Raw genomic sequence first — 19,600 nt, forward strand, 5'->3', positions numbered from 1 at the left:
CGGGGCTAATGGTGGTGGTGTCTTCGGGGGGATGTTTGGGGTTTTGTTACTCTGTTTGACGGCCCGGCCGTCATCCTGCGTCACAGTCCCGCACCGCCGCGGGCCCGGACCCCGCCTCAGCGGATCTGCCGCCCCGAGATCGCCCGCGCGATCACGAGCCGCTGGATCTCGCTCGTGCCCTCGAAGATCGTGTAGATCTTCGCGTCCCGGTACATCCGCTCCACCGGGTGCTCCCGGCTGTAGCCGGCCCCGCCGAGGACCTGGATCGCCTTCTCGCTGGCCGCGACCGCCAGTTCGCCCGCGCGCAGCTTGGACATGGAGCCCTGGCCCGCGTCGAAGACCTTGTCGTTGCGGGCCATCCAGGACGCCTGCCAGATGAGCAGGCGGCACGCCTCGATCTCCGTGCGCAGGTCCGCCAGGGCGAACGCGATCGCCTGGTTCTCGATGATGGGGCGGCCGAACGCCTCCCGCTCGCCCGCGTACTCCAGGGCGTACTCGTACGCGGCGCGCGCGATGCCGAGCGCCTGCGCGCCCACCGTCGGCCGGCTGACCTCGAAGGTCGACATCGCGGCCTGGCGACGGGAGCCCGACGTCCCCTCGCGGGCCCGTGCGAGGCGCGCGTCCAGCCGGTCGCGACCGCCCAGCAGGCAGTGGCCCGGGACGCGGACGTCGTCGAGGAAGACGTCGGCCGTGTGGGACGCCCGTAGGCCCAACTTCTTTATCTTCTTGGCGCCTTCGAGGCCCGGTGTGCCCGGCGGCACGATGAACGCCGCCTGGCCGCGCGAGCCGAGGTCCGGGTCGACGGAGGCGACGACGACGTGCACGTTCGCGATGCCGCCGTTGGTGATCCAGGCCTTCTGGCCGGACAGCACCCACTCGTCCTTCGCCTCGTCGTAGCGGGCGCGCGTGCGCATCCCCGCCACGTCCGAACCCGCCTGCGGCTCCGAGACGCAGAACGCCGCGACCTTGGGGTCGTCCTCGTCGCCGTAGCACTGCGGCACCCACTCGGCGAGCTGGTCGGGCGTGCCGGCGGAGAAGATCCCGGCCACCGCGAGGGACGTGCCGAAGAGGGCCATGCCGATGCCCGCGTCGCCCCAGAACAGCTCCTCGTTGGCGATCTGGAGCGAGATGCCGCTGGGGTCGCCGAACATCTCCGCGAGGGACTCGAATCCGTACAGGCCGATCTTCGCGGCCTCCTGGATCACCGGCCAGGGCGTCTCCTCGCGCTCGTCCCACTCGGCGGCCGCGGGGCGGACGACGTCGGCGGCGAAGCCGTGCACCCAGTCCCGCAGATCGCGCTGTTCCTCGCCCAGTTCAAGAGAGAAAGCCATGGTGGACCCGTCGCTCCTTCCTCAGGCCTTGGGGATGTCGAAGTAGCGGGTCAGGCCGGAGGCGAGCGCGACGTCGCCGGCGATCTTCACCTTGCGCATCATGAACATCGTGACGGGCGAGGAGTTGCCCGAGACCAGCTTGAGGAAGTCGGCGTCGCCCATGATCAGCGTGACGCGCGGCTCCGCGTCCGAGCGGCCCTCGGTGACCGTGCAGGTGCCGTTCGCGATCTTCGTCTCGTAGACCGCCTCGGGGACCTCGTCCTGGCCGGCCACCTTCCAGCGGATCAGCGCTTCGAGGGAGCCCGCGACGTCGGGCTTGAACTGCCGCTCCATACGCCCGAAGACCTCCTTGAGGACGCGGGCGCGCAGCGCCTCGTCCCGCGCGATCTCGTTGATCTCCTTCGCGGAGAGACCCTTCACGATCCGTGCGAACTCCTCGGGCGTGACGCTCGCGAAGTCGAGCGCCGCGATCTCCTCGGCACCGCTCATGGGCCCACTCTCCATTCATTCGGGATTCAGTCGGGTCGTCGCTTATCGCGACCTTACCGCCTAGTAAGTTTACTGATTGGTAAGGTACTGGCGACGTGGATAGGCTGACAAGGGTGACGGGCACTTCGGGAGCGGCTCAAGGGCGTACGGCGGCGCGCAGGAAGCGCGTGCCGCGCCAGGTGCGCGAGCAGCAGATCATCGACGTGGGCGTGCGGGTCTTCGCCAAGCGTGGCTACCACGCGGCGTCCGTGGACGAGATCGCCGAACTCGCCGGAATCTCCAAGCCGATGGTGTATCTGTACCTGGAATCCAAGGAAGGGCTCTTCCTTGCGTGCCTGAAGCGGGAGGCCGGGCGGCTTGTCGCCACCTTCCAGGAGGCCGCGCTGGGGGCGGGAGGCGCGCCCGAACTGCGGCTGCACGCCGGGCTCTCCGCGTTCTTCGCGTTCGTCGCCGAGCACCGCGACAGCTGGGTCGTGCTGCACCGGCAGGCCTCCGAGCTGAGCGAGGCGATCGCCGCGGCCGTCGCGGACGCGCGGCGCGCGGTCATGGCCGAGGTCGCCGGGCTCATCAGGGACGGCATCTCGGACAGTGGCCGGGGGTCTCAGCTGGGCGACGAGGATGCCGACTTCGTCGCGCACGCCCTCGTGGGCGCCGCCGACTCGCTCACCGACTGGATGGAACGCCACCCGGACCAGTCCCCGGAGGGCATCACCCTGCGGCTGATGAACATGGTGTGGGTGGGCATGCGGGACGTCCTCGACGGTGAGGTCTGGGCCCCGTAGTCCCCGGTTGGCGTCCGGTTGGCGTCCGCTTGGTGCCCGGCTGGTCCCCAGTTGGTCCCCGGTCCGTTCATGGTGGTCGCCGATTCGTACGGGGCCATTGAATTTTCCTTACGCGTAGGTAAGTTGACTCCCGAGTAAGTACGAGCGAGCAAGTACGAGTCGGGCAGCCGCGCACACGGGAGCCGTCATGGGCGTACGTCAAGATCTGAAGCGGGCCGGGAAGCGCGCCGACCTGGCCGACCGGGCCAAGGTCGAACTCGTCAGGGACGAGCACGGGGCCGTGCGCGAGGCGCGGGTCGCGGCGCTCGCCGAGCCGCCGAAGGACGGGTCCACGCCCGCCGACATCCCGTTCCTGAACGCCGAGGCGGAGCCGCACGCCGTCGTCGTGCGGCGCAAGGAGGGCGAGCAGTGGCGGCCGGTCACCGCCGCAGCGTTCGCCCGCGAAGTGACCGCCACCGCCAAGGGGTTGATCGCGGCGGGGCTCGAACCGGGCGGCCGCGTCGCCCTGATGTCGCGCACCCGCTACGAGTGGCAGGTGCTCGACTTCGCGATCTGGGCCGCGGGCGGGCAGACCGTCCCCATCTACGCGACGTCCTCGCCCGAGCAGATCGAGTGGATCGTGCGGGACTCCGGCGCGACGATGCTGATCGTCGAGACCCCGGAGAACGCCGCCACGGCCGAGCGCGGCACCGCCGCCCTTCCCGAGGGCGACCGGCCCGGCGTCCGGCAGATCGACGGCGGTGCCGTGCTCGAACTCGCCGCCCTGGGCGCCGAGGTGGCCGACGAGGAGGTCGTCAAGCGGCGGGCCGCGCTCACCCCCGACACCATCGCGACCGTCTGCTACACCTCCGGCACCACCGGCAGGCCCAAGGGCTGCGTCCTCACGCACGGGAACCTGTACGCCGAGGCCGCGAACACCGTCGAGCTGCTGCACCCGATCTTCAAGGCGATCACCGGGCAGACCGCGTCGACCCTGCTGTTCCTGCCGCTCGCGCACATCCTGGGGCGGACGATCCAGGTGGCGTGCATGCTCGCCCGCATCGAGCTGGGGCACTGCCCGAGCATCAAGCCCGACGAGCTGCGGCCCGAACTGCGCTCCTTCCGGCCGACGTTCGTGGTCGGCGTCCCGTACCTCTTCGAGAAGATCCACGACACCGGGCGCGCGACCGCCGAGAAGCTCGGGCGCGGCTCCTCCTTCGACCGCGCCGACCGGATCGCGGTGCGCTTCGCCGAGGCGCATCTGTCGCGGTTCCTGGGCGGGGGAGAGGGTCCGGGAATCGGGCTCCGGCTCGCCCACGGGCTCTATGACCTGCTCGTCTACCGGCGGGTGCGCAAGGAGCTGGGCGGGCGGCTGCGGTACGCGATCAGCGGGGGCTCGCCGCTCGACCGCAATCTGAATCTGTTCTTCTACGCCGCCGGGGTCGTGATCTACGAGGGCTACGGCCTGACCGAGACCACGGCCGCCGCCACGATCACCCCGCCGCTGCGGCCGCGGCCCGGCACCGTCGGCCTGCCCGTGCCCGGCTCCGCCATCCGGATCGCGGAGGACGGCGAGGTGCTCATCAAGGGCGGCATCGTCTTCGGCGCGTACTGGAACAACCAGGCGGCGACCGACCAGGTCCTGGACGAGGACGGCTGGTTCGCGACCGGTGACCTCGGGGAGCTGGACGACGACGGCTATCTGCGGATCACCGGGCGCAAGAAGGACATCCTCGTGACGAGCGGCGGCAAGAACGTCTCGCCCGCCGTCCTGGAGGACCGGCTGCGCAGCCGCTCGCCCATCGGCCAGTGCATCGTCGTCGGTGACAACCGCGCGTACGTCGGCGCCGTGATCACCCTCGAACCGGAGTCCGTCGCGCACTGGCTGAGCGTCCGCAAGATGCCCGCCGACACCCCGATGGCCGAGATCGTCCGGGACCCCCGGATCGTCGCGGACGTCCAGAAGGCCGTCGACTACGCCAACGAGGCCGTCTCACGCGCCGAGTCGATCCGGAAGTTCACCGTGGTCGAGGGCGAGTTCAGTGAGGAGAACGGGCTGCTCACCCCGTCCCTGAAGATCAAGCGCGCGGCTGTCGTGGGCCAGTACGAGCGGGAGATCGAGGAGCTCTACGGTGACTAGACCGGGGAGCCCCACGGTGACCGAGGACGCCGACGGCGCCGCGTACGACTACGACGTCCTCGTCGTCGGCTCCGGGTTCGGCGGGTCCGTCTCCGCGCTCCGGCTGACCGAGAAGGGCTACCGGGTGGGCGTCCTTGAGGCCGGGCGGCGCTACTCGCGCGACACCCTGCCCCGTACCTCGCTGAAGCTGCGCGACTACCTGTGGGCGCCGCGCCTCGGCATGTACGGGATCCAGCGCATCCACCTGATGAAGAACGTGATGGTGCTCGCGGGCGCCGGGGTCGGCGGCGGCTCGCTGAACTACGCCAACACGCTGTACGTGCCGCCGCCCGCCTTCTTCCGGGACCGGCAGTGGGGGCACATCACCGACTGGCAGGCCGAACTCGCGCCCTACTACGAGCAGGCGCGGCGGATGCTCGGCGTGCGCACCAACCCGACCGTCACCGAGGCCGACGAGCTGCTGCGGGACGCGGCCGGGCGGATGGGCGCGGGGGACACCTTCCGGCTCACGCCCGTGGGCGTGTTCTTCGGCGACGGGCGGGACGCCGACGGCACGACAACGGGCAAGGCGGGCACGGAGGTTCCCGACCCCTACTTCGGCGGCGCCGGGCCTTCGCGTGCCGCCTGCACCGAATGCGGGTCCTGCATGACCGGCTGCCGCGTCGGCGCGAAGAACAGCCTCACCGAGAACTATCTGCACCTCGCCGAGCGGGCCGGCGCCGAAGTGCGGGCGATGACGACCGTCACCAGCGTGCGGGAGCTCCCCGACGGCGCGGGCTTCGAGGTCACGACCGCCCCCACGGACAAGCGCCGCCGAGGCCGCCGCACCGTGCTGCGTGCCCGCCGCGTCGTCCTCGCCGCGGGCACGTACGGCACCCAGACCCTGCTGCACCGCATGCGCGACGACGGCGTCCTGCCGCGCCTGTCGCGCCGCCTCGGCGAGCTCACCCGCACCAACTCCGAGGCCCTCGTCGGGGCCCTGACCTGGCCGCGCCGCTACGGCCGTCCGGACGTCGACTTCACGCGCGGCGTCGCCATCACCTCGTCCGTGCACCCGAACGCGAACACCCACATCGAGAACGTCCGCTACGGCAAGGGCTCCAACCTCATGGCCCTGATCTGCGTGCCCCAGTACAAGCAGAATCTGCCGAAGCCGCTCGCCGCCGCGCTCGCGTTCCTCTCCCACCCCGTTCTCGTCGCCCGGACCGTCGCGCTGCGGCACTGGTCGGAGCGGACCATCATCGGGCTCGTCATGCAGACCCACGACAACTCCCTGACGACCCGCCTCGACCGGCGTGGACTGCTCACCGCCGAACAGGGCCACGGCACCCCCAACCCCGTGCACATACCGGAGGGTTGGCGGGCGGCGGGCCTCATCGCCGAGTCCATCAACGGCTTCGCGGGCACGAACCTCGGCGAACTCATGGGCAAGCCGCTCACCGCCCACTTCCTCGGCGGCTGCCCCATCGGCGACAGCGCGGAGAGCGGCGTCGTCGACCCGTACCACCGGATGTACGGCCACCCCGGCATCTCCGTCGTCGACGGCTCGGCGGTCTCCGCGAACCTCGGCGTGAACCCGTCCCTGACGATCACCGCGCAGGCCGAGCGGGCGATGTCGTACTGGCCGAACAGGGGCGAGGCGGACGCGCGGCCCGAACAGGGGGACGGGTACCGGGAGTTGCGGCCCGTCGCGCCGCGCAGCCCGGCCGTCCCGGCGGGTGCGTACGGGGAGCTGCGGCTGGACTGACCCCGCACCGCCCTCGAATTCCGGCATTTTCCGCCTATCGCCGCATAACGTGAGTACGGCGAGGTCGTGTTCACGGGATTCGGGAGGGCCGATGGAGCAGCGGGACGAGGTCGTCGAGCGGGCGGGGTGGTCGCTGCCCGGCTGGCTGGGCGCGGCGGCCGGGGCGCTGGCGCTCGCGGGCGCGCTGTACGGATGCCGGCTGCTCGGCTGGATCCCCGACACGGTCACCGACTTCCTCGGGCCCCGGGCCCCGGACCGGGCCGCCGACGCCGTCCGGGCGGCCTGGGGCGCGTACGTCGCGGGCTGCGCGGTGCTCGCCGTCCTCGCCTTCGGCGGGCTGACCCGGTGCAGGTCGGGGGACGCGCTCGGGCTCAGCCTCTTCGGCCGCTACCGGGGCACCGTGCGGCGCACGGGCCTGCGCTGGGTCAACCCGCTCGTGCTGCGCCGCCGGGTCGACGTACGGCTGCGGCACTGGCGCAGCGAGCCGCTGCCCGCGGTCGACGCGGACGGGATGGCGCTGCGCGTCGAGACTCTGGTGGTGTGGCGGGTGCGGGACACCGCGCGGGCGCTGTTCGCGGTGCAGGACCACGACGCGTATCTGCGCGGACAGATCGAGGTGGCGCTCGCCCGGGTGTTCTCGCGGCTGCCGCCGGAGGCCTTCCACGAGTCCGCCCCGACGCTGCGCGACCCCGAGGCCGTCGGCGCCGAACTGGCCCAGGTGCTGTCCGCGGAGTGCGCGGCGATCGGCGTCGAGGTGCTCGCCGTGCGCCCGACGCGCATCGAGTACGCGCCGGAGGTCGCCGACGCGATGCACCGCCGCCGGATCGCTGCGCTCGACGCCCGGCAGCGGGCGGGGGCGCTCACCAGTGTCGTCGACTCGGTGGAGGACACGCTCGAACGGCTCACGGGGCGCGGCCTGGTGGAGCTGGACGAGTACGAACGCAACGCGCTGGTACGGGACTTGACGGTGGCGTTCGCGCGCGGCGACTCGGGCACGTGAGGGCGCATGGAAGTGGGGGGCTCCGGCGCGGAGCCCCCCACTGTGAACCGCTGAACCGGCCGGTCAGCGTTCGGTGTTGATGCTGTACAGCCTGCGCGACCAGGCGAAGCCGACGACCGTGATCCCGGCGCACCAGGCGAGCGAGATCCACCCGTCGTTGCCGATCGCCGAACCGGTGAGCAGCCCGCGCAGCGTCTCGGTCATCGGCGTGAACGGCTGGTGCTCGGCGAACCAGCGCAGGCCGGGCGCCATCGACTCGGCCGGCACGAACGCGGAGCCGAGGAACGGCAGGAACTGGATGAGCAGCGGCTTGTTGCTCGCGGACTCGACCGTCTTGGACTTCAGGCCGAGCGCCGCCGCGAGCCAGGTGATCGCGAACGTGATGGCGGCCAGCAGACCGGCCGCGGCCAGCCACTCGACCGGGTTCGCGTCGGGCCGGAAGCCGAGCGCGACCGCCACGGCCACCACGAGGACGAGGCTCACCATCGTCGTGAGGAGACTGCCCACGACATGGCCCGTCATGAACGAGGAACGCGTGATGTTCATGGTGCGGAAGCGGTTGATGATGCCCTCGGTCATGTCCTGGCAGACCGCGATCGAGGTCGACATGGACCCGGCCGCCACCCCCATGATCACGATCCCGGGCGTCAGGTACTCCAGATACGCGTCCCGGCCCGCCCCGCCCGACATCGAGTCCCCGAAGGCGAACACGAAGAGCACCAGCATCAGGATCGGCATCATGGACGCGCCCATCGAGACCGCGGGGTAGCGCAGGGCGTGCTTGATGTTGCGCCGCAGCATCGTCATCGAGTCGTGCACGGCGTACGTGAGGGTGTTCGTGGCGGTACTCATCGCAGGGTCTCCTTGACGTGCAGCGGGTTGGCGTCGGTGCCGTCGCCGGTCAGGGCGAGGAACACGTCGTCGAGGTCGGGGGTGTGCACGGAGAAGTCGGCCGCCCGCACACCGGCGGCGTCCAGCTGGTCGAACAGGGTGCGCAGCGAGGCGAGGTCGCCGTCGCCCGCGATCCGCAGCGCCAGCTCCTCGTCGTCGCGGGCCGCGCCGGGGAAGGCCCCGGCCGCCCGCTCGTACTCGTCCGTGGCGTTGAACCGCAGCCGCACGTGGCTGCCGGGGATCTGCGCCTTGAGCTCGGCGGCGGTGCCCTCGGCGACGATCCGGCCGCCGTCGAGCACGGCGATCCGGTCGGCCAACTGGTCGGCCTCTTCCAGGTATTGAGTGGTCAGGAAGACGGTGACGCCCCCGGCGACCAGGTTCCGCACGGTCTCCCACATGGTGCGGCGGCTGCGCGGGTCGAGCCCGGTCGTCGGCTCGTCGAGGAAGATGATCCGCGGGTCGCCGACGAGCGTCATGGCGAGGTCGAGCCTTCTGCGCATGCCGCCGGAGAAGGTGGCCGCCCGGTTGCCCGCGACGTCCGCGATGCCGAACCGTTCGAGGAGCTCCTTGGTCCGCTGCCTGCCCTCGCGCTTGCCGAGCCGCAGCAGGTCGGCCATGAGGAGCAGGTTCTCCTCGGCGGTGAGCAGGTCGTCGAGCGCGGCGAACTGCCCGGTGACACCGATCGCGGCGCGCACGCCGTCCGGCGAGCCGGCGACGTCGTGCCCGGCGACCTGCGCCTGTCCGCCGTCGGCGTCGATGAGCGTGGACAGGATGCGTACGGTCGTCGTCTTCCCGGCCCCGTTCGGCCCGAGCAGTGCGAAGACGGAACCTGCGCGGATGCTCAGGTCGATGCCGTCGAGGACGGTCTTGTCGCCGTAGGACTTGCGCAGGCCGACGGTGGAGACGGCGAGCGGGACCTGTCCGGCCTCGCCGCGGGTGGATGTGGACATGACAGATGAAGGCATGGGGCCCTCCGGTGTGAGGGTGCGGGGTGATGGGGGCCGGCGAAGGCGCCGGTGAAGTGTCGTGCCGCGTACGGGAGTTGTATTGAGTACGCTCAGTTGGCGGCGCGGCGGACGTCGATGTTGCCCCACTTGGTGCGGGCGCGGACCTTGACGGAGTCCTCGGACTCGGCGGGCGCGTCGGAGGCGGTGAGGTTGTTGCGGACCTGACCGTTCTCGGCGTTGGCGTCCAGCCAGGCGGCGGTGCCCTCGCGGATGCCGACCTCGATGGCGCCGAAGTTGGTCTCCAGCTGGACGGTGCCGCGGGCGACGTCGCCGACGCGCAGGGCGCCGTGGGCGGTGGTGGCGGCGACGGAGGACTCGGCGCGGCCGATCTCGATGTCGCCGTGGGCCCCGTTCACCCGGAGCTCGCCGGTCACGGCGTCGACCATCGTGGTGCCGTGCGAGTTCTTCAGGACCGCGTGGCCGTCGATGACGCCGACCCGCACCTGGCTGGAGCTGGCGGTGATCTCGGCCATGCCCTCGACCCGGTCCACGCGGATCGAGCCGTGCGCCGACCTGAGGCGCAGCGGCCCCGTGGTGTCGAGGCGGAAGTCGCCGCCCGAGGTCTTCACGTCGACCTTGCCGAGCCGGCCCTCGCCGGTGACATGGGTCCAGGAGCCGGTGAGGTCGACGGCCGAGCCGGTGGGCAGCTCGACCGTGACGTTCACGATCCCGCTGGGGCCGATCATGCGGCGCTCCGTCGTCCTGACGGTGAGGACGCCGCGAGCGTAGGAGACCTCCGTCTGCTCGGCGGCCTTGACGTCCTTGCCGCGCTTGGGATTTCCGGGCCGCACCTCGACGACGGTGTCGCCGCGCTCGCTCGCGGTGAACTGGATGGAACCGGCGCCCACATGGGCGTTGACCGAGATGGCTTCAGGGGTCTCGTACGTAGGCATGGCTGTCCCGTCCTCCTGGCTCGTTGGGGCGTCCCCGCTGGTGGGACGTGGTGTGCCGTTCTGTTGGCGGTGGTGCTTGCGGGGTGGCGGCGCGGCTAGCGCACCCACCCCGTGAAGCTCTGTCCGACGGTGCGGGTCTTCTCCGTCGGACGGGGCGGCGCGCCGCCGTCGACCGCTGCGGAGACCGCGCGCACCAGCCACGCGTTGACCGAGAGGCCCTCGCGGCTCGCGGCCTCCTCGGCGCGGGCCTTGAGCTGGGCGGGCAGCCGCAGGTTGACGCGGGCGGTGCCGCCCTCCTCGGTCTCCGGGGCGGGCGGCGGGGCGGGGCTCTGCTCGGGCTCGGCGGGTGCCGCCGGGGTGTCGTGCGGGGGCGGTGTCACCACGAAGTCGGGGTCGAGCCCCCGCAGCCGTACGTCGACCGAACCGGGCGCCAGGTCGCGGGTGATCTCGTCCATGGCGGCGGAGAGCACGTTGAGCATCGTGAGCCGGGTCGCCGACTCCAGGGGAGCGGTCAGCCGCTCGGCCAGCGCGCGTGCTTCGTCCCCGCCTGCTTCGGCGGCCACCGCGAGCTCGCGGTGCAGGTTGTCGACGTAGGGCGTGAGGTCCATGACGTCATAGTGGCACCACTATGGCGCCATGCGCAAGTGTTATGGCACCAGGTGGCGCCGCGTGGTGTCACGTGGCGCCACTTGGTGTCGCGTGGTGCCGCATGGCGTCATGTGACGTCGCGGTGGCGTCACGTGAAGGTTGCGTGCATAGTGAACCGTTTTTCGCCGAGGTGCGTAGCCAACCAGTGACACGTTTATGCCGCACCTCTGAGGAACTTCATGACGCGCAGATGGGCGCTAATCAGCACGATCGCCGTTTTGACCGCCGCGCTGGTCTTCGTCGGCGTCCAACTGGTGCGCGGCCAGGATTCGGGAGCTGAGCAGGCGGAGGCGAAACCGGCCGCCTCGTCGAGTCCCAGCGGCGACGCCGAGTCGCTCGACGGCCTCGGCTGGTGGCCGCTGCACCGCTCCGGCACCGCGAAGGTCGGTGAGCACGACGCCGTGTTCGGCGACGGCGTGAAGTGGACCGACGGCCCCGAGGGCGGCGCCCTGCGGCTCAACGGCACCAGCGGATACGCCGACACCAACACCCGCCTCGACACCGCGGGCAAGGACTACTCGGCCGCGGCCCGCGTGCGCCTCGCCGACGGGCGCCTGAAGGGCATGCAGACCGCGCTGTCCCAGGAGGGCGAGAGGAACAGCGCGTTCTTCCTCCAGTACTCGGGCCAGGACCAGAACTTCGCCTTCAGTTTCCCCGGCGCCCGTACCGTCGCCGAGTCCTCGCAAGCGCCGCGGCCCGGACGTTGGTACCACCTGACCGGCACGTACAGTCAGAAGGACCACCGGATGCGGATCTACGTGGACGGCAAGCTCGCTGGAACCAGGGTTGCTTCCAGCGACGTCAAGCCCACGGGCAGCGTGATGATCGGACGCGGCAAGTTCGGCGGCAAGGCCGCCGACCACTGGAACGGTGACATCGCCGACGTGCATGTCTACGACCGCGAGCTGACATCCCGTGAGGTGAGCGCGCTCTCCTCCGGCGAACCGGGCTGACCGGCGCCGACGCGCCGAACATCACCGCCGCCGCGGGCCGGCGTGCGCCGCACGGGCGCACGCCGCCCGGCGGCGGCGCCTGTCGGTTCTCCCCGCCCCCGGCGGAACCCGTCTTCCCCCACAGACGATCCGGAGAGGAAAGGCCCTTGTCGGCCAGCGCTTCGCCCGAAGACCGGATACCCGGCCCCCACGCCGCGGACCTCCAGCCCGACGAATTCCTCAGAGCGCTCTACGAATTCCACGGAACCGCGCTGCTGCAGTTCGCCGCGCGCCGCCTGGAGGGCGACTGGCACCGCGCCGAGGACATCCTGCAAGAAGTCGCCATACGTGCCTGGCGGCATGCCGCGGAACTCGACCCGACCGCGGACTCGGCGCGGCCCTGGCTGTTCACCGCGCTGCGCAACCTCGTCATCGACGGCCACCGCGCCCGGCAGGCCAGACCGCCGGAGACCGGCGACCCCGAACTCGCCCACCTTCCGGTGTCCGACAACGTCGACCACCTCCTGACCACCCAGGTCCTCGTCGAGGCGCTCGGCGACCTGCGCCCCTCCCAGCGGGAGGTCCTGCTGCACGTCCACTACCTCGGACGCACCGTCAACCAGACGGCCCAGGTGCTCGGCGTGCCGCCCGGCACGGTCAAGTCCCGCACGTACTACGCCGCCCGCGCCATGCGCGAGGCCCTGAACAGACGCGGGCTCTACGCGCACGGCGTGGCGGACAGCGAGGCGGCGTGACACTCAGGCCGCCGGTCGTCCCGCGCGGTGGCTGACCCTCATGCCATCCGCCCCGCGTGCCGGGTGATGTCCAGGCCGAGCGGCCCGGTGTCCAGCGTGCCGTCCGCGCCGGCCTTCCAGCGCCACCCCGTGGGCGCCTCACCGAGCACGAGGAGGGCGTCCGTGCGGCGAAGGCCCGCCAGTACCCCTTCCTGGCGGGGCAGTTGCGAGGCCTCCACGACGAACAGGTGCGGCACCTCGCCCTGCACGGCGAGCCTGCTGCTGCCCTCGATGAGCCGGAACACCTGGGTGACGTCGGCCGAACCGGGCCGCGGAGCACCGGAGTTCGCCGATGCCGCCGTCGCGAACGCCTCCTCCAGGCTCGCCGCGTGGTGCAGCCGCGAGCTGCGCGTCTCGTCGCCGCTGAGGAGCCGTCCGTCGCCCAGCGAGCCGATCAGGGTGACCTGGGCGAGCGAGCCCACGGGTCCCGCGATCGCCTCGATCACGAGGGCCCGCGCCAGCGCGCGCACCTCGGCGTCGGGGCCCGTCACCGAGACGGGGCCCGACGCGCGGGACAGATCGACGAGCACCCGCTCGGGGCCGTCCAGGCCCACCGTCACCGTCAGCGCGTACGGCACCGCGGGCTCGCCCTCGGGCCCCGGCCGGTGCAGGTCGTCGGTCGAGATCGACCAGCGCTCGCCGTCCTGCTCGACGGTCCACGGCGCGGGAGCCTTCGCGCCCTCGTCGCCGGCCCCCGCGAGCAGCAGCCCGAGCCGCTCCTCCGAGTACACGACGGCGTACAGGTCGGGCAGCGAGCGGCCGGAGCGCAGGCATTCGCCCGTGAGGCGGAGCAGGCCCGCGTTGACCACCTCGAGCGCCCCGCGGCTCGTGACGGCGGCCGAGGCGGCGACCGGCTTCGGCGGGCGGGGCTTCCGCTCGGTGACGATCAGCGCCACCACCGCCGCGATCAGCGCAAGACCCAGCACCGCGGCCAGGACGTACCAGATCATCCACTGACTCCTTGTCACAAAACGAGGGGCGGCACGGCCGCTGCGCCGTGCACCCGATGGCCACTACGGGGCCGGCCCGCGGATGGTTCACAGGAAAGTTCCGTGAACCATCCACCGGCCCGCCCCGTAGTCCCGTCAGTGGTGCGGGAGCCGTCGACCGCGGCTGCCCAGGACCTCATTCACCCTGGCTGGAGGACGTTTTCGTGTCGTTGATGTTGACCGTGGTCGAGGCGGGTGGTGACGCGTTCGACGTCCATCTCGACGCCGACCCCGACACGCCCATGAGCGCTGTCGCGGAGGCGCTTGCCGGGGCGGGAGGAGTCCACCGGCCCCCGGAGGGCCTCGGCCTGTACGCCGACGACCGGCTGCTCCCCGCCGACCTGCGGCTGCGGGACGCGCCGCTCAAGCACGCCGCGATCGTGGGCCTCGGCCGCCCGGCCGGTGCCGCGTCCGCCGAACCGGACGGGCTCGTCGAGGTGCGCGCGGTCGGCGGTCCCGGCGCGGGGGCCGTGCACCGGCTCGACATGGGCGAGTACCGGATCGGCCTCGGCCACGACGGCTCCGCGCAGGTGCTGCGCGCCGTCCCCGAGCGGCCGTCCGCCGTGCTCACGGTCGGACCCGGCGGACGCTGCCGGATCGCGCCCGACGCGAGCGGCGGCGACCCCGCGCAGCTGGACCGCGAGGACCTCACCGAGGCCGCGCCCTGGCCCGTCGGCGCACAACTCCTCGTCGGCGGCACCCTGTTGGAGCTCGCCCTGCCGCAGAAGCCGGACGCCGCCGTGCAGGCGTCCGAGGACGGCACCGGCTGGGACTACAACCGGCCGCCGCGCCTTCGCCCCGCCGAGCGCGCCACCCACTTCGCGCTGCCCTCGCCGCCCGCCCCGCTCGCCGCCCGGCCGCTCCCGTGGATCACCGCCGCGGCCCCGATCGTGATGGCCGTCGTCGGCGCGATGGTCTTCGACCGCATGTCGATGCTGCTGTTCGGGCTGCTCTCCCCGGTCGTGATCGTCGGCAACTACGTGGTGAGCCGCCGCTCCGGCAAGCAGACCCACTCCGAGAGGGTCGCCGAGTTCGAGGAGAAGAAGGCGCGCATCGAGGGCGACGCGAACGAGGCCCTGACGGCCGAACGCACCGCCCGCCGCCGCGGCTTCCCCGACCCGGCCGAGGTCGTCCTCACCGCCGTCGGGCCCCGCCGCCGCCTCTGGGAGCGCCGCGCCACCGACGCCGACTTCCTCGAACTGCGCGTCGGCACCCACGACATGGACTCCGAGGTCGTCCTCCAGGACCCGACGAAGGACGAGCACCGCCGCCAGGACCCGTGGACCGCCTACGACGTCCCCGTCACGGTCCCGCTGCGCGAGCACCACGTCCTCGGCATCGCGGGCCAGGGGGAGACCGCGCGGTCCGTGGCCCGCTGGACCGTCGCCCAGGCCGCCGTCCTGCACAGCCCCCGCGACCTCCAGATCCACCTCCTGACCACCGGTGAACAGGGCCGCGACGGCTGGTCCTGGCTGCGTTGGCTGCCGCACGTCCGCAAGAAGTCGGGCGACACCCCGGCCTCCATCGGCTACGGCACCGAGAGCTGCGCCCGCCGCGTCGCCGAACTCACCGCGCTGATCGCCGAACGCGCCACGGCGACGGCGGCCGAACGGCGCGGCAAGCCCGCCGGGCCTGATGTCCTCGTCGTCCTCGACGGCGCCCGCAGGCTCCGCTCGCTGCCCGGCGTCACGCAGATCCTGCGCGAGGGCCCGGCTGTCGGCGTCCGTGCCGTCTGCCTCGACGCCGAGGAGCTGCTGCTGCCCGAGGAGTGCCTCGCCGTCGTCGCCGAGGAGCCCGGCGGCACCGTCCGGGTGGGCCGCTCGGGCCGCGGCACCGTCACCGGCGTCCGGCCCGACCTGGTCTCCGTCGACTACTGCCGCTCGCTGGCCCGCGCGATGGGCCCGCTGCGCGATCCGGGCGGCGGCGACGAGGAGGCCGCCGTGCTGCCCGCCTCCGCGCGGCTGCTCGACGTCATCGCCCTCGACCCGCCGCAGGCCTCCGGCATCCGCGCCCGCTGGACGGCCGGCGGCCGCTCGACCCGCGCGGCGGTCGGCGTCTCCCTCGACGGCCCGTTCCACCTGGACCTGAAGCGCGACGGCCCGCACGGCCTCGTCGCGGGCACCACCGGGTCCGGCAAGTCCGAACTCCTCCAGACCATCGTCGCCTCCCTCGCCGTGGCGAACCGCCCCGACGCGATGACCTTCGTACTGGTCGACTACAAGGGCGGCTCCGCGTTCAAGGACTGCGTCGACCTGCCGCACACCGTCGGCATGGTCACCGACCTCGACGCGCACCTCGTGGAGCGCGCCCTGGTGTCCCTGACGGCCGAACTCACCCGCCGCGAGCACATCCTCGCCGCGGTCGGCGCCAAGGACATCGAGGACTACATCGACCTCCTGGAGCGCCGGCCCGGGGCGGGCCACGACCCGATGCCCCGACTCCTCATCGTCATCGACGAGTTCGCCTCGATGGTCCGCGACCTGCCGGACTTCGTGAAGGGCCTCGTCAACATCGCCCAGCGGGGCCGCTCGCTCGGCATCCACCTGATCCTCGCGACGCAGCGCCCCAGCGGCGTCGTCTCCTCCGAGATCCGCGCCAACACCAACCTGCGCATCGCGCTGCGCGTCACCGACTCCGGCGAGAGTCAGGACGTCCTCAACTCCGGTGAGGCGGCCGGGATTTCGCAGAGCAACCCGGGCCGGGCGTACGTCCGCCTCGGCCAGAACTCGCTCGTCCCGTTCCAGTCCGGACGCGTCGGAGGCCGCCGCCCCGGCGCCTCCACGGTCTCCCTGCCCGCGCCCTGGGCGGTCGCCGTCGGCTGGGAACGCCTCGGCGACCCGCTCCCGGCACGCCCCCGCGCCGCCGCCGCGCCCGCCGAGGTCGAGACCGACCTCACCGGCCTCGTCACGGCGATCCGCGAGGCCGACCGGGAGATGGGCATCCCCCGGCAGCACAGCCCCTGGCTCCCGCCGCTGCCCGAGGCCCTCGTCACCCGCGAACTCCCGGCGCCCGCGCCCACGACGTACGACCTCCAGCCGGTCGCGTACGGCGTCGTGGACCTGCCCGCGCAGCAGGCCCGCCAGCCGCTGGTCATCGACCCGGCGACCCTCGGCCACCTGCACATCGTCGGCTCGCCCCGCCAGGGCAGGTCGCAGACGCTGCGGACCATCGCCGGGTCCCTGGCCCTCGCCAACCCCGCCGACAAACTGCACATGTACGGCATCGACTGCGGCAACGGCGCACTGCTGCCCATCGAGGGCCTGCCGCACTGCGGCGCCATCACCCAGCGCACCCAGCCCGACCGCGTCGCCCGGCTCCTCGCGCGCCTCACCCGCGAGATGACGCGCCGCCAGGAAATGCTCGCCGCCCGCGGCAGCGCCGACCTCCCGGAACTGCGCCGCTCCCTGCCGGAGGCCGAACGCCCGCCGCACATCGTCCTGTTCATCGACCGCTGGGAGGTCTTCGACAAGCAGCTCGGCGAGTACGACTCCGGCAACCTGCTGACCTCCGTCATGAACCTGCTCCGCGACGGCGCGAGCGTCGGCATCCACCTCCTGATGACCGGCGACCGCGCACTGTTCTCCAGCCGCGTCAACGGCACCACCGAGGACAAGCTCGTCCTCAAGCTGAACGAGAAGTCCGAGTACGGCGCCATCGGCATCACCCAGCGCAACGTCCCCGACGAGATCCCGCCGGGCCGCGCCTTCCGCGCCGCCGACAAGGCGGAGGTTCAGATCGCGCTCCTGACGGACAACCCGGAGGGCCAGGCCCAGGCGGGGGAGCTGCACCGGATCGCGGAACACTGCCGTTCACAAGCAGCCCAACTCCCGCCTGGGACACGCCCATTCCGCGTCGACACGCTGCCGGACCGGCTCAGCTGGGAGGATGCGACCCGGTACCTGCCGCGGCCGCTGCCGTCCGCCCACTGGTCCATCGCGGGCGTCGGCGGTGACGAACTCCTCGCCTACGGACCCGACTTCTCGGTCACGCCGACGTTCCTCGTCGCGGGGCCCGCCCGGTCGGGCCGCACCACGGTCCTCGCGACGCTGGCCATGTCGCTGCTCTCGGTGCGGATGCCCATCGTCATCGGCGCCCCCGCCAAGTCGCAGCTGCGCCAACTGGCGGGCCGCCCTGGGGTCCTCGCGGTGTACGACGAGTCCGACATCAGCCCCACGGCCCTGGAAGAGGTCCTCGCCTCCGCGCCGAAGGGCGCCGTGGTGATCCTGGACGACGCCGACCTGCTGCTGAAGACGAAGGCCGAACCGGTCCTCACCCAGATCGCCAAGACCGGCGCGGAGAACGGCCGAGGCCTGGTCATCGCGGGCCAGACCGACCGCCTCTCCTCCGGCTTCTCCGGCTGGCACACGGAGGCCCGCCGCAACCGCTGCGGCATGCTCCTGAAGCCGCAGAACATGAGCGACGGCGAACTGATCGGCGTCAAGATCCCGCGCAGCCGCCTCAACGCGCCCACCGCGGGGCGCGCGATCCTGCACCTCGGTGACGGGGTGCTGCGCACGGTCCAGGTTCCGGAGACGGTGCTGCCTCCGGCGCTGAACTGACCATACGTAGAGACGAATTGAGGGCTCCTTCCCCGGCCGTGGCCGGGGAAGGAGCCCTCAACGCGCAAGGGGGCCGCGGCCCCGGTCAGGTGGTGCCCGGAAGATAACTGGAGGTGTGGACCTGCTTGGCGGTGTGCCCCGCGTAGGCGGCCGGTCCGTAGATGAGTCCGGCGACCCCCAGGAAGAAGCCCGCCACTTCGGTGCGGGACCATTTGCCGATGACGCCCAGCGCCGCGCCGACGCCCGGCATCTTGATGGGCAGCTTCTGGAAGTCGACCAGGGCGTTGATGCTCTGGTTCAGAGAAGTGCTCAGCGCGCTCATCGGGTTCTTGGGAAACTCCTTCAGCCACTTCAGGTCGTCGATCTTGGACCCGAGTCCCTTCAGGGCCGTGCCGATGTCACCGGGGAGGTCCTTGAAGGAGTCGAGGGAGTTCTTGATGGTGGTGGGGAGGTTCTTGACCGTGGGGATGATCTCCTTGAACTCGCCCCCGGCGCCCTTGAGCAGCGTGCCGATCGAGCCACCGGCCTTGAAGATCGCGCCGGCGCCCAGCCCGAGCCCGATGACACTCAGGACCATGTCGAGCGGATCCCATTCCCCGGTCTGGATGCTCTTGGCGATGTTGATGCCGAACGCCGCCGCGCTGAACGCGAAGCTGCCGATCGTCAGGGCGAGGCCGAGCCCCTGAAGACCGGGGATCAGCATGGCCAGCACGCCCAGGACACCGCCGATGATGCCGAACGCGAGGCTCAGCTTGTCGCGGATCTTCTCCCAGATGCTCTTGCCCGCGACCGCCTCGTCCCGCGCCTCGTCCAGCGCACGGGCCGCGGTGGCGGCGTCCGTCTCGCGCACCTCCCGCGCATCCTCGGCGAGCAGCCGGGCGGCGTCGAGATCGCCCTGGGCGTTGCTGACGTCGCCCTCCGCGGTGGACCGCCGGGTATTGGCCTCGTCCAGCGCGCGCTTCGTGCTCTGCCGGGCCTCGTGCTCGTCCGGAGGAGGCATGGCCCCGTCCAGCCGGCTGATGTCGGCCCCGGCCGCGGCCACCACCGCGGTCGCCGAATCCAGCCGCTCCTTGGCCTTCCGCCCGTCCTCCAGCGCGTCGTCGGCCTTCTTCTGCATGTCACGCAGGGAGTGCGTGTACCTGCTCAGCGCGGTCGCCGCCTGGTCGTAGGAACTGTGCAGCTTGCGCACCTGGTTGGCCAGATCGCCGAGCTTGTCCCGGAGCTTCTCCATGGACTTTCCCTCGCCCACCTGCTGGTTCTCCAGCTGGGTGACGAGCGGAAGGGCGTCGCCCGCGTCGTTGGCCACGGAGCGGTAGCTGTTCGCGAGCTTCTCTAGAAGGTCCGCGTCGCCCGGAGTCGGGTCGTCGGAGAACCCGAAGACCCGTTCCCATTCGGATACCTCTGGCCGCACCATGGTCG

Annotated in this window: 15 protein-coding genes; 7 read left to right on the top strand and 8 right to left on the bottom strand. The window is 71.9% G+C overall.

Features of this window, described 5'->3' with window-relative positions; translation table 11 throughout:
* Nucleotides 1-116 precede the first annotated feature (116 nt).
* Nucleotides 117-1,331: an acyl-CoA dehydrogenase family protein gene (locus ACFV9W_RS36805; RefSeq protein ID WP_385770020.1), complete on the bottom strand. Its 1,215-nt coding sequence runs from the start codon at nt 1,329-1,331 to the stop codon at nt 117-119.
* Between the two features lie 21 nt (nt 1,332-1,352).
* On the bottom strand, nt 1,353-1,820 hold the full coding sequence (locus ACFV9W_RS36810; RefSeq protein ID WP_385770022.1) for an SCP2 sterol-binding domain-containing protein: 468 nt from the start codon (nt 1,818-1,820) through the stop codon (nt 1,353-1,355).
* A gap of 113 nt (nt 1,821-1,933) precedes the next feature.
* Between ACFV9W_RS36810 and ACFV9W_RS36815 the strand changes: the two genes are divergently transcribed.
* From ACFV9W_RS36815 to ACFV9W_RS36830, 4 genes are all read left to right on the top strand, one after another.
* Complete coding sequence (locus tag ACFV9W_RS36815) at nt 1,934-2,602, top strand: TetR/AcrR family transcriptional regulator (RefSeq protein WP_385770024.1); 669 nt, start codon at nt 1,934-1,936, stop codon at nt 2,600-2,602.
* Nucleotides 2,603-2,789: 187 nt separating this feature from the next.
* Nucleotides 2,790-4,721, top strand: coding sequence for an AMP-dependent synthetase/ligase (locus ACFV9W_RS36820; protein WP_385770026.1), 1,932 nt, complete (start codon nt 2,790-2,792; stop codon nt 4,719-4,721).
* 16 nt (nt 4,722-4,737) lie between these two features.
* Nucleotides 4,738-6,468 (top strand): FAD-dependent oxidoreductase, encoded by a 1,731-nt coding sequence (locus tag ACFV9W_RS36825; protein WP_385770028.1) that lies wholly within the window; start codon nt 4,738-4,740, stop codon nt 6,466-6,468.
* A 91-nt stretch (nt 6,469-6,559) separates the two neighbouring features.
* Nucleotides 6,560-7,468: an SPFH domain-containing protein gene (locus ACFV9W_RS36830; protein WP_385770030.1), complete on the top strand. Its 909-nt coding sequence runs from the start codon at nt 6,560-6,562 to the stop codon at nt 7,466-7,468.
* Between the two features lie 63 nt (nt 7,469-7,531).
* Here the strand turns inward: ACFV9W_RS36830 and ACFV9W_RS36835 are convergent, their stop codons facing one another.
* From ACFV9W_RS36835 to ACFV9W_RS36850, 4 genes are all read right to left on the bottom strand, one after another.
* Complete coding sequence (locus tag ACFV9W_RS36835; RefSeq protein ID WP_385770032.1) at nt 7,532-8,320, bottom strand: ABC transporter permease; 789 nt, start codon at nt 8,318-8,320, stop codon at nt 7,532-7,534.
* Complete coding sequence (locus tag ACFV9W_RS36840; RefSeq protein WP_385770034.1) at nt 8,317-9,309, bottom strand: ATP-binding cassette domain-containing protein; 993 nt, start codon at nt 9,307-9,309, stop codon at nt 8,317-8,319. Before ACFV9W_RS36840 ends, ACFV9W_RS36835 begins: the two co-directional genes overlap by 4 nt.
* A gap of 107 nt (nt 9,310-9,416) precedes the next feature.
* The gene (locus tag ACFV9W_RS36845; RefSeq protein ID WP_385770036.1) at nt 9,417-10,259 is read right to left on the bottom strand and encodes a DUF4097 domain-containing protein; all 843 of its coding nucleotides are present in this window, start codon (nt 10,257-10,259) and stop codon (nt 9,417-9,419) included.
* A 95-nt stretch (nt 10,260-10,354) separates the two neighbouring features.
* The gene (locus tag ACFV9W_RS36850) at nt 10,355-10,867 is read right to left on the bottom strand and encodes a toxin-antitoxin system HicB family antitoxin (protein ID WP_385770038.1); all 513 of its coding nucleotides are present in this window, start codon (nt 10,865-10,867) and stop codon (nt 10,355-10,357) included.
* Between the two features lie 219 nt (nt 10,868-11,086).
* Between ACFV9W_RS36850 and ACFV9W_RS36855 the strand changes: the two genes are divergently transcribed.
* Nucleotides 11,087-11,860, top strand: a complete 774-nt coding sequence (locus ACFV9W_RS36855) for a LamG domain-containing protein (protein ID WP_385770039.1) — start codon at nt 11,087-11,089, stop codon at nt 11,858-11,860.
* Between the two features lie 146 nt (nt 11,861-12,006).
* A complete protein-coding gene (locus ACFV9W_RS36860) occupies nt 12,007-12,594 on the top strand; it encodes a sigma-70 family RNA polymerase sigma factor (RefSeq protein ID WP_385770041.1) in 588 nt (195 codons plus the stop codon).
* A 38-nt stretch (nt 12,595-12,632) separates the two neighbouring features.
* Here ACFV9W_RS36860 and ACFV9W_RS36865 read toward each other — a convergent pair whose 3' ends face one another.
* Nucleotides 12,633-13,583 (bottom strand): hypothetical protein, encoded by a 951-nt coding sequence (locus ACFV9W_RS36865; RefSeq protein WP_385770043.1) that lies wholly within the window; start codon nt 13,581-13,583, stop codon nt 12,633-12,635.
* A 212-nt stretch (nt 13,584-13,795) separates the two neighbouring features.
* Here ACFV9W_RS36865 and ACFV9W_RS36870 point away from each other — a divergent pair, with 212 nt between their 5' ends.
* Nucleotides 13,796-18,181 carry an FtsK/SpoIIIE domain-containing protein gene (locus ACFV9W_RS36870; RefSeq protein WP_385770080.1) on the top strand — a complete coding sequence of 1,462 codons (4,386 nt, stop codon included), beginning with the start codon at nt 13,796-13,798 and terminating at the stop codon, nt 18,179-18,181.
* 85 nt (nt 18,182-18,266) lie between these two features.
* On the opposite strand, the gene ACFV9W_RS36875 is transcribed toward ACFV9W_RS36870, so the two are convergent.
* Entirely contained in the window at nt 18,267-19,595 is a 1,329-nt protein-coding gene (locus ACFV9W_RS36875; RefSeq protein ID WP_385770045.1) for a hypothetical protein, read from the bottom strand.
* Nucleotides 19,596-19,600 lie beyond the last annotated feature (5 nt).

Source organism: Streptomyces sp. NPDC059897 (assembly GCF_042730865.1).
Taxonomy (GTDB): domain Bacteria; phylum Actinomycetota; class Actinomycetes; order Streptomycetales; family Streptomycetaceae; genus Streptomyces.

What these genes read in the sequence shown, in the direction of transcription:
- ACFV9W_RS36805 (WP_385770020.1), bottom strand. Translation starts at nt 1,331, where the DNA reads ATGGCTTTCTCTCTTGAACTGGGCGAGGAACAGCGCGATCTGCGGGAC.
- ACFV9W_RS36810 (WP_385770022.1), bottom strand. Translation starts at nt 1,820, where the DNA reads ATGAGCGGTGCCGAGGAGATCGCGGCGCTCGACTTCGCGAGCGTCACG.
- ACFV9W_RS36820 (WP_385770026.1), top strand. Translation starts at nt 2,790, where the DNA reads ATGGGCGTACGTCAAGATCTGAAGCGGGCCGGGAAGCGCGCCGACCTG.
- ACFV9W_RS36830 (WP_385770030.1), top strand. Translation starts at nt 6,560, where the DNA reads ATGGAGCAGCGGGACGAGGTCGTCGAGCGGGCGGGGTGGTCGCTGCCC.
- ACFV9W_RS36835 (WP_385770032.1), bottom strand. Translation starts at nt 8,320, where the DNA reads ATGAGTACCGCCACGAACACCCTCACGTACGCCGTGCACGACTCGATG.
- ACFV9W_RS36840 (WP_385770034.1), bottom strand. Translation starts at nt 9,309, where the DNA reads ATGTCCACATCCACCCGCGGCGAGGCCGGACAGGTCCCGCTCGCCGTC.
- ACFV9W_RS36845 (WP_385770036.1), bottom strand. Translation starts at nt 10,259, where the DNA reads ATGCCTACGTACGAGACCCCTGAAGCCATCTCGGTCAACGCCCATGTG.
- ACFV9W_RS36850 (WP_385770038.1), bottom strand. Translation starts at nt 10,867, where the DNA reads ATGGACCTCACGCCCTACGTCGACAACCTGCACCGCGAGCTCGCGGTG.
- ACFV9W_RS36855 (WP_385770039.1), top strand. Translation starts at nt 11,087, where the DNA reads ATGACGCGCAGATGGGCGCTAATCAGCACGATCGCCGTTTTGACCGCC.
- ACFV9W_RS36865 (WP_385770043.1), bottom strand. Translation starts at nt 13,583, where the DNA reads ATGATCTGGTACGTCCTGGCCGCGGTGCTGGGTCTTGCGCTGATCGCG.
- ACFV9W_RS36870 (WP_385770080.1), top strand. Translation starts at nt 13,796, where the DNA reads ATGTTGACCGTGGTCGAGGCGGGTGGTGACGCGTTCGACGTCCATCTC.
- ACFV9W_RS36875 (WP_385770045.1), bottom strand. Translation starts at nt 19,595, where the DNA reads ATGGTGCGGCCAGAGGTATCCGAATGGGAACGGGTCTTCGGGTTCTCC.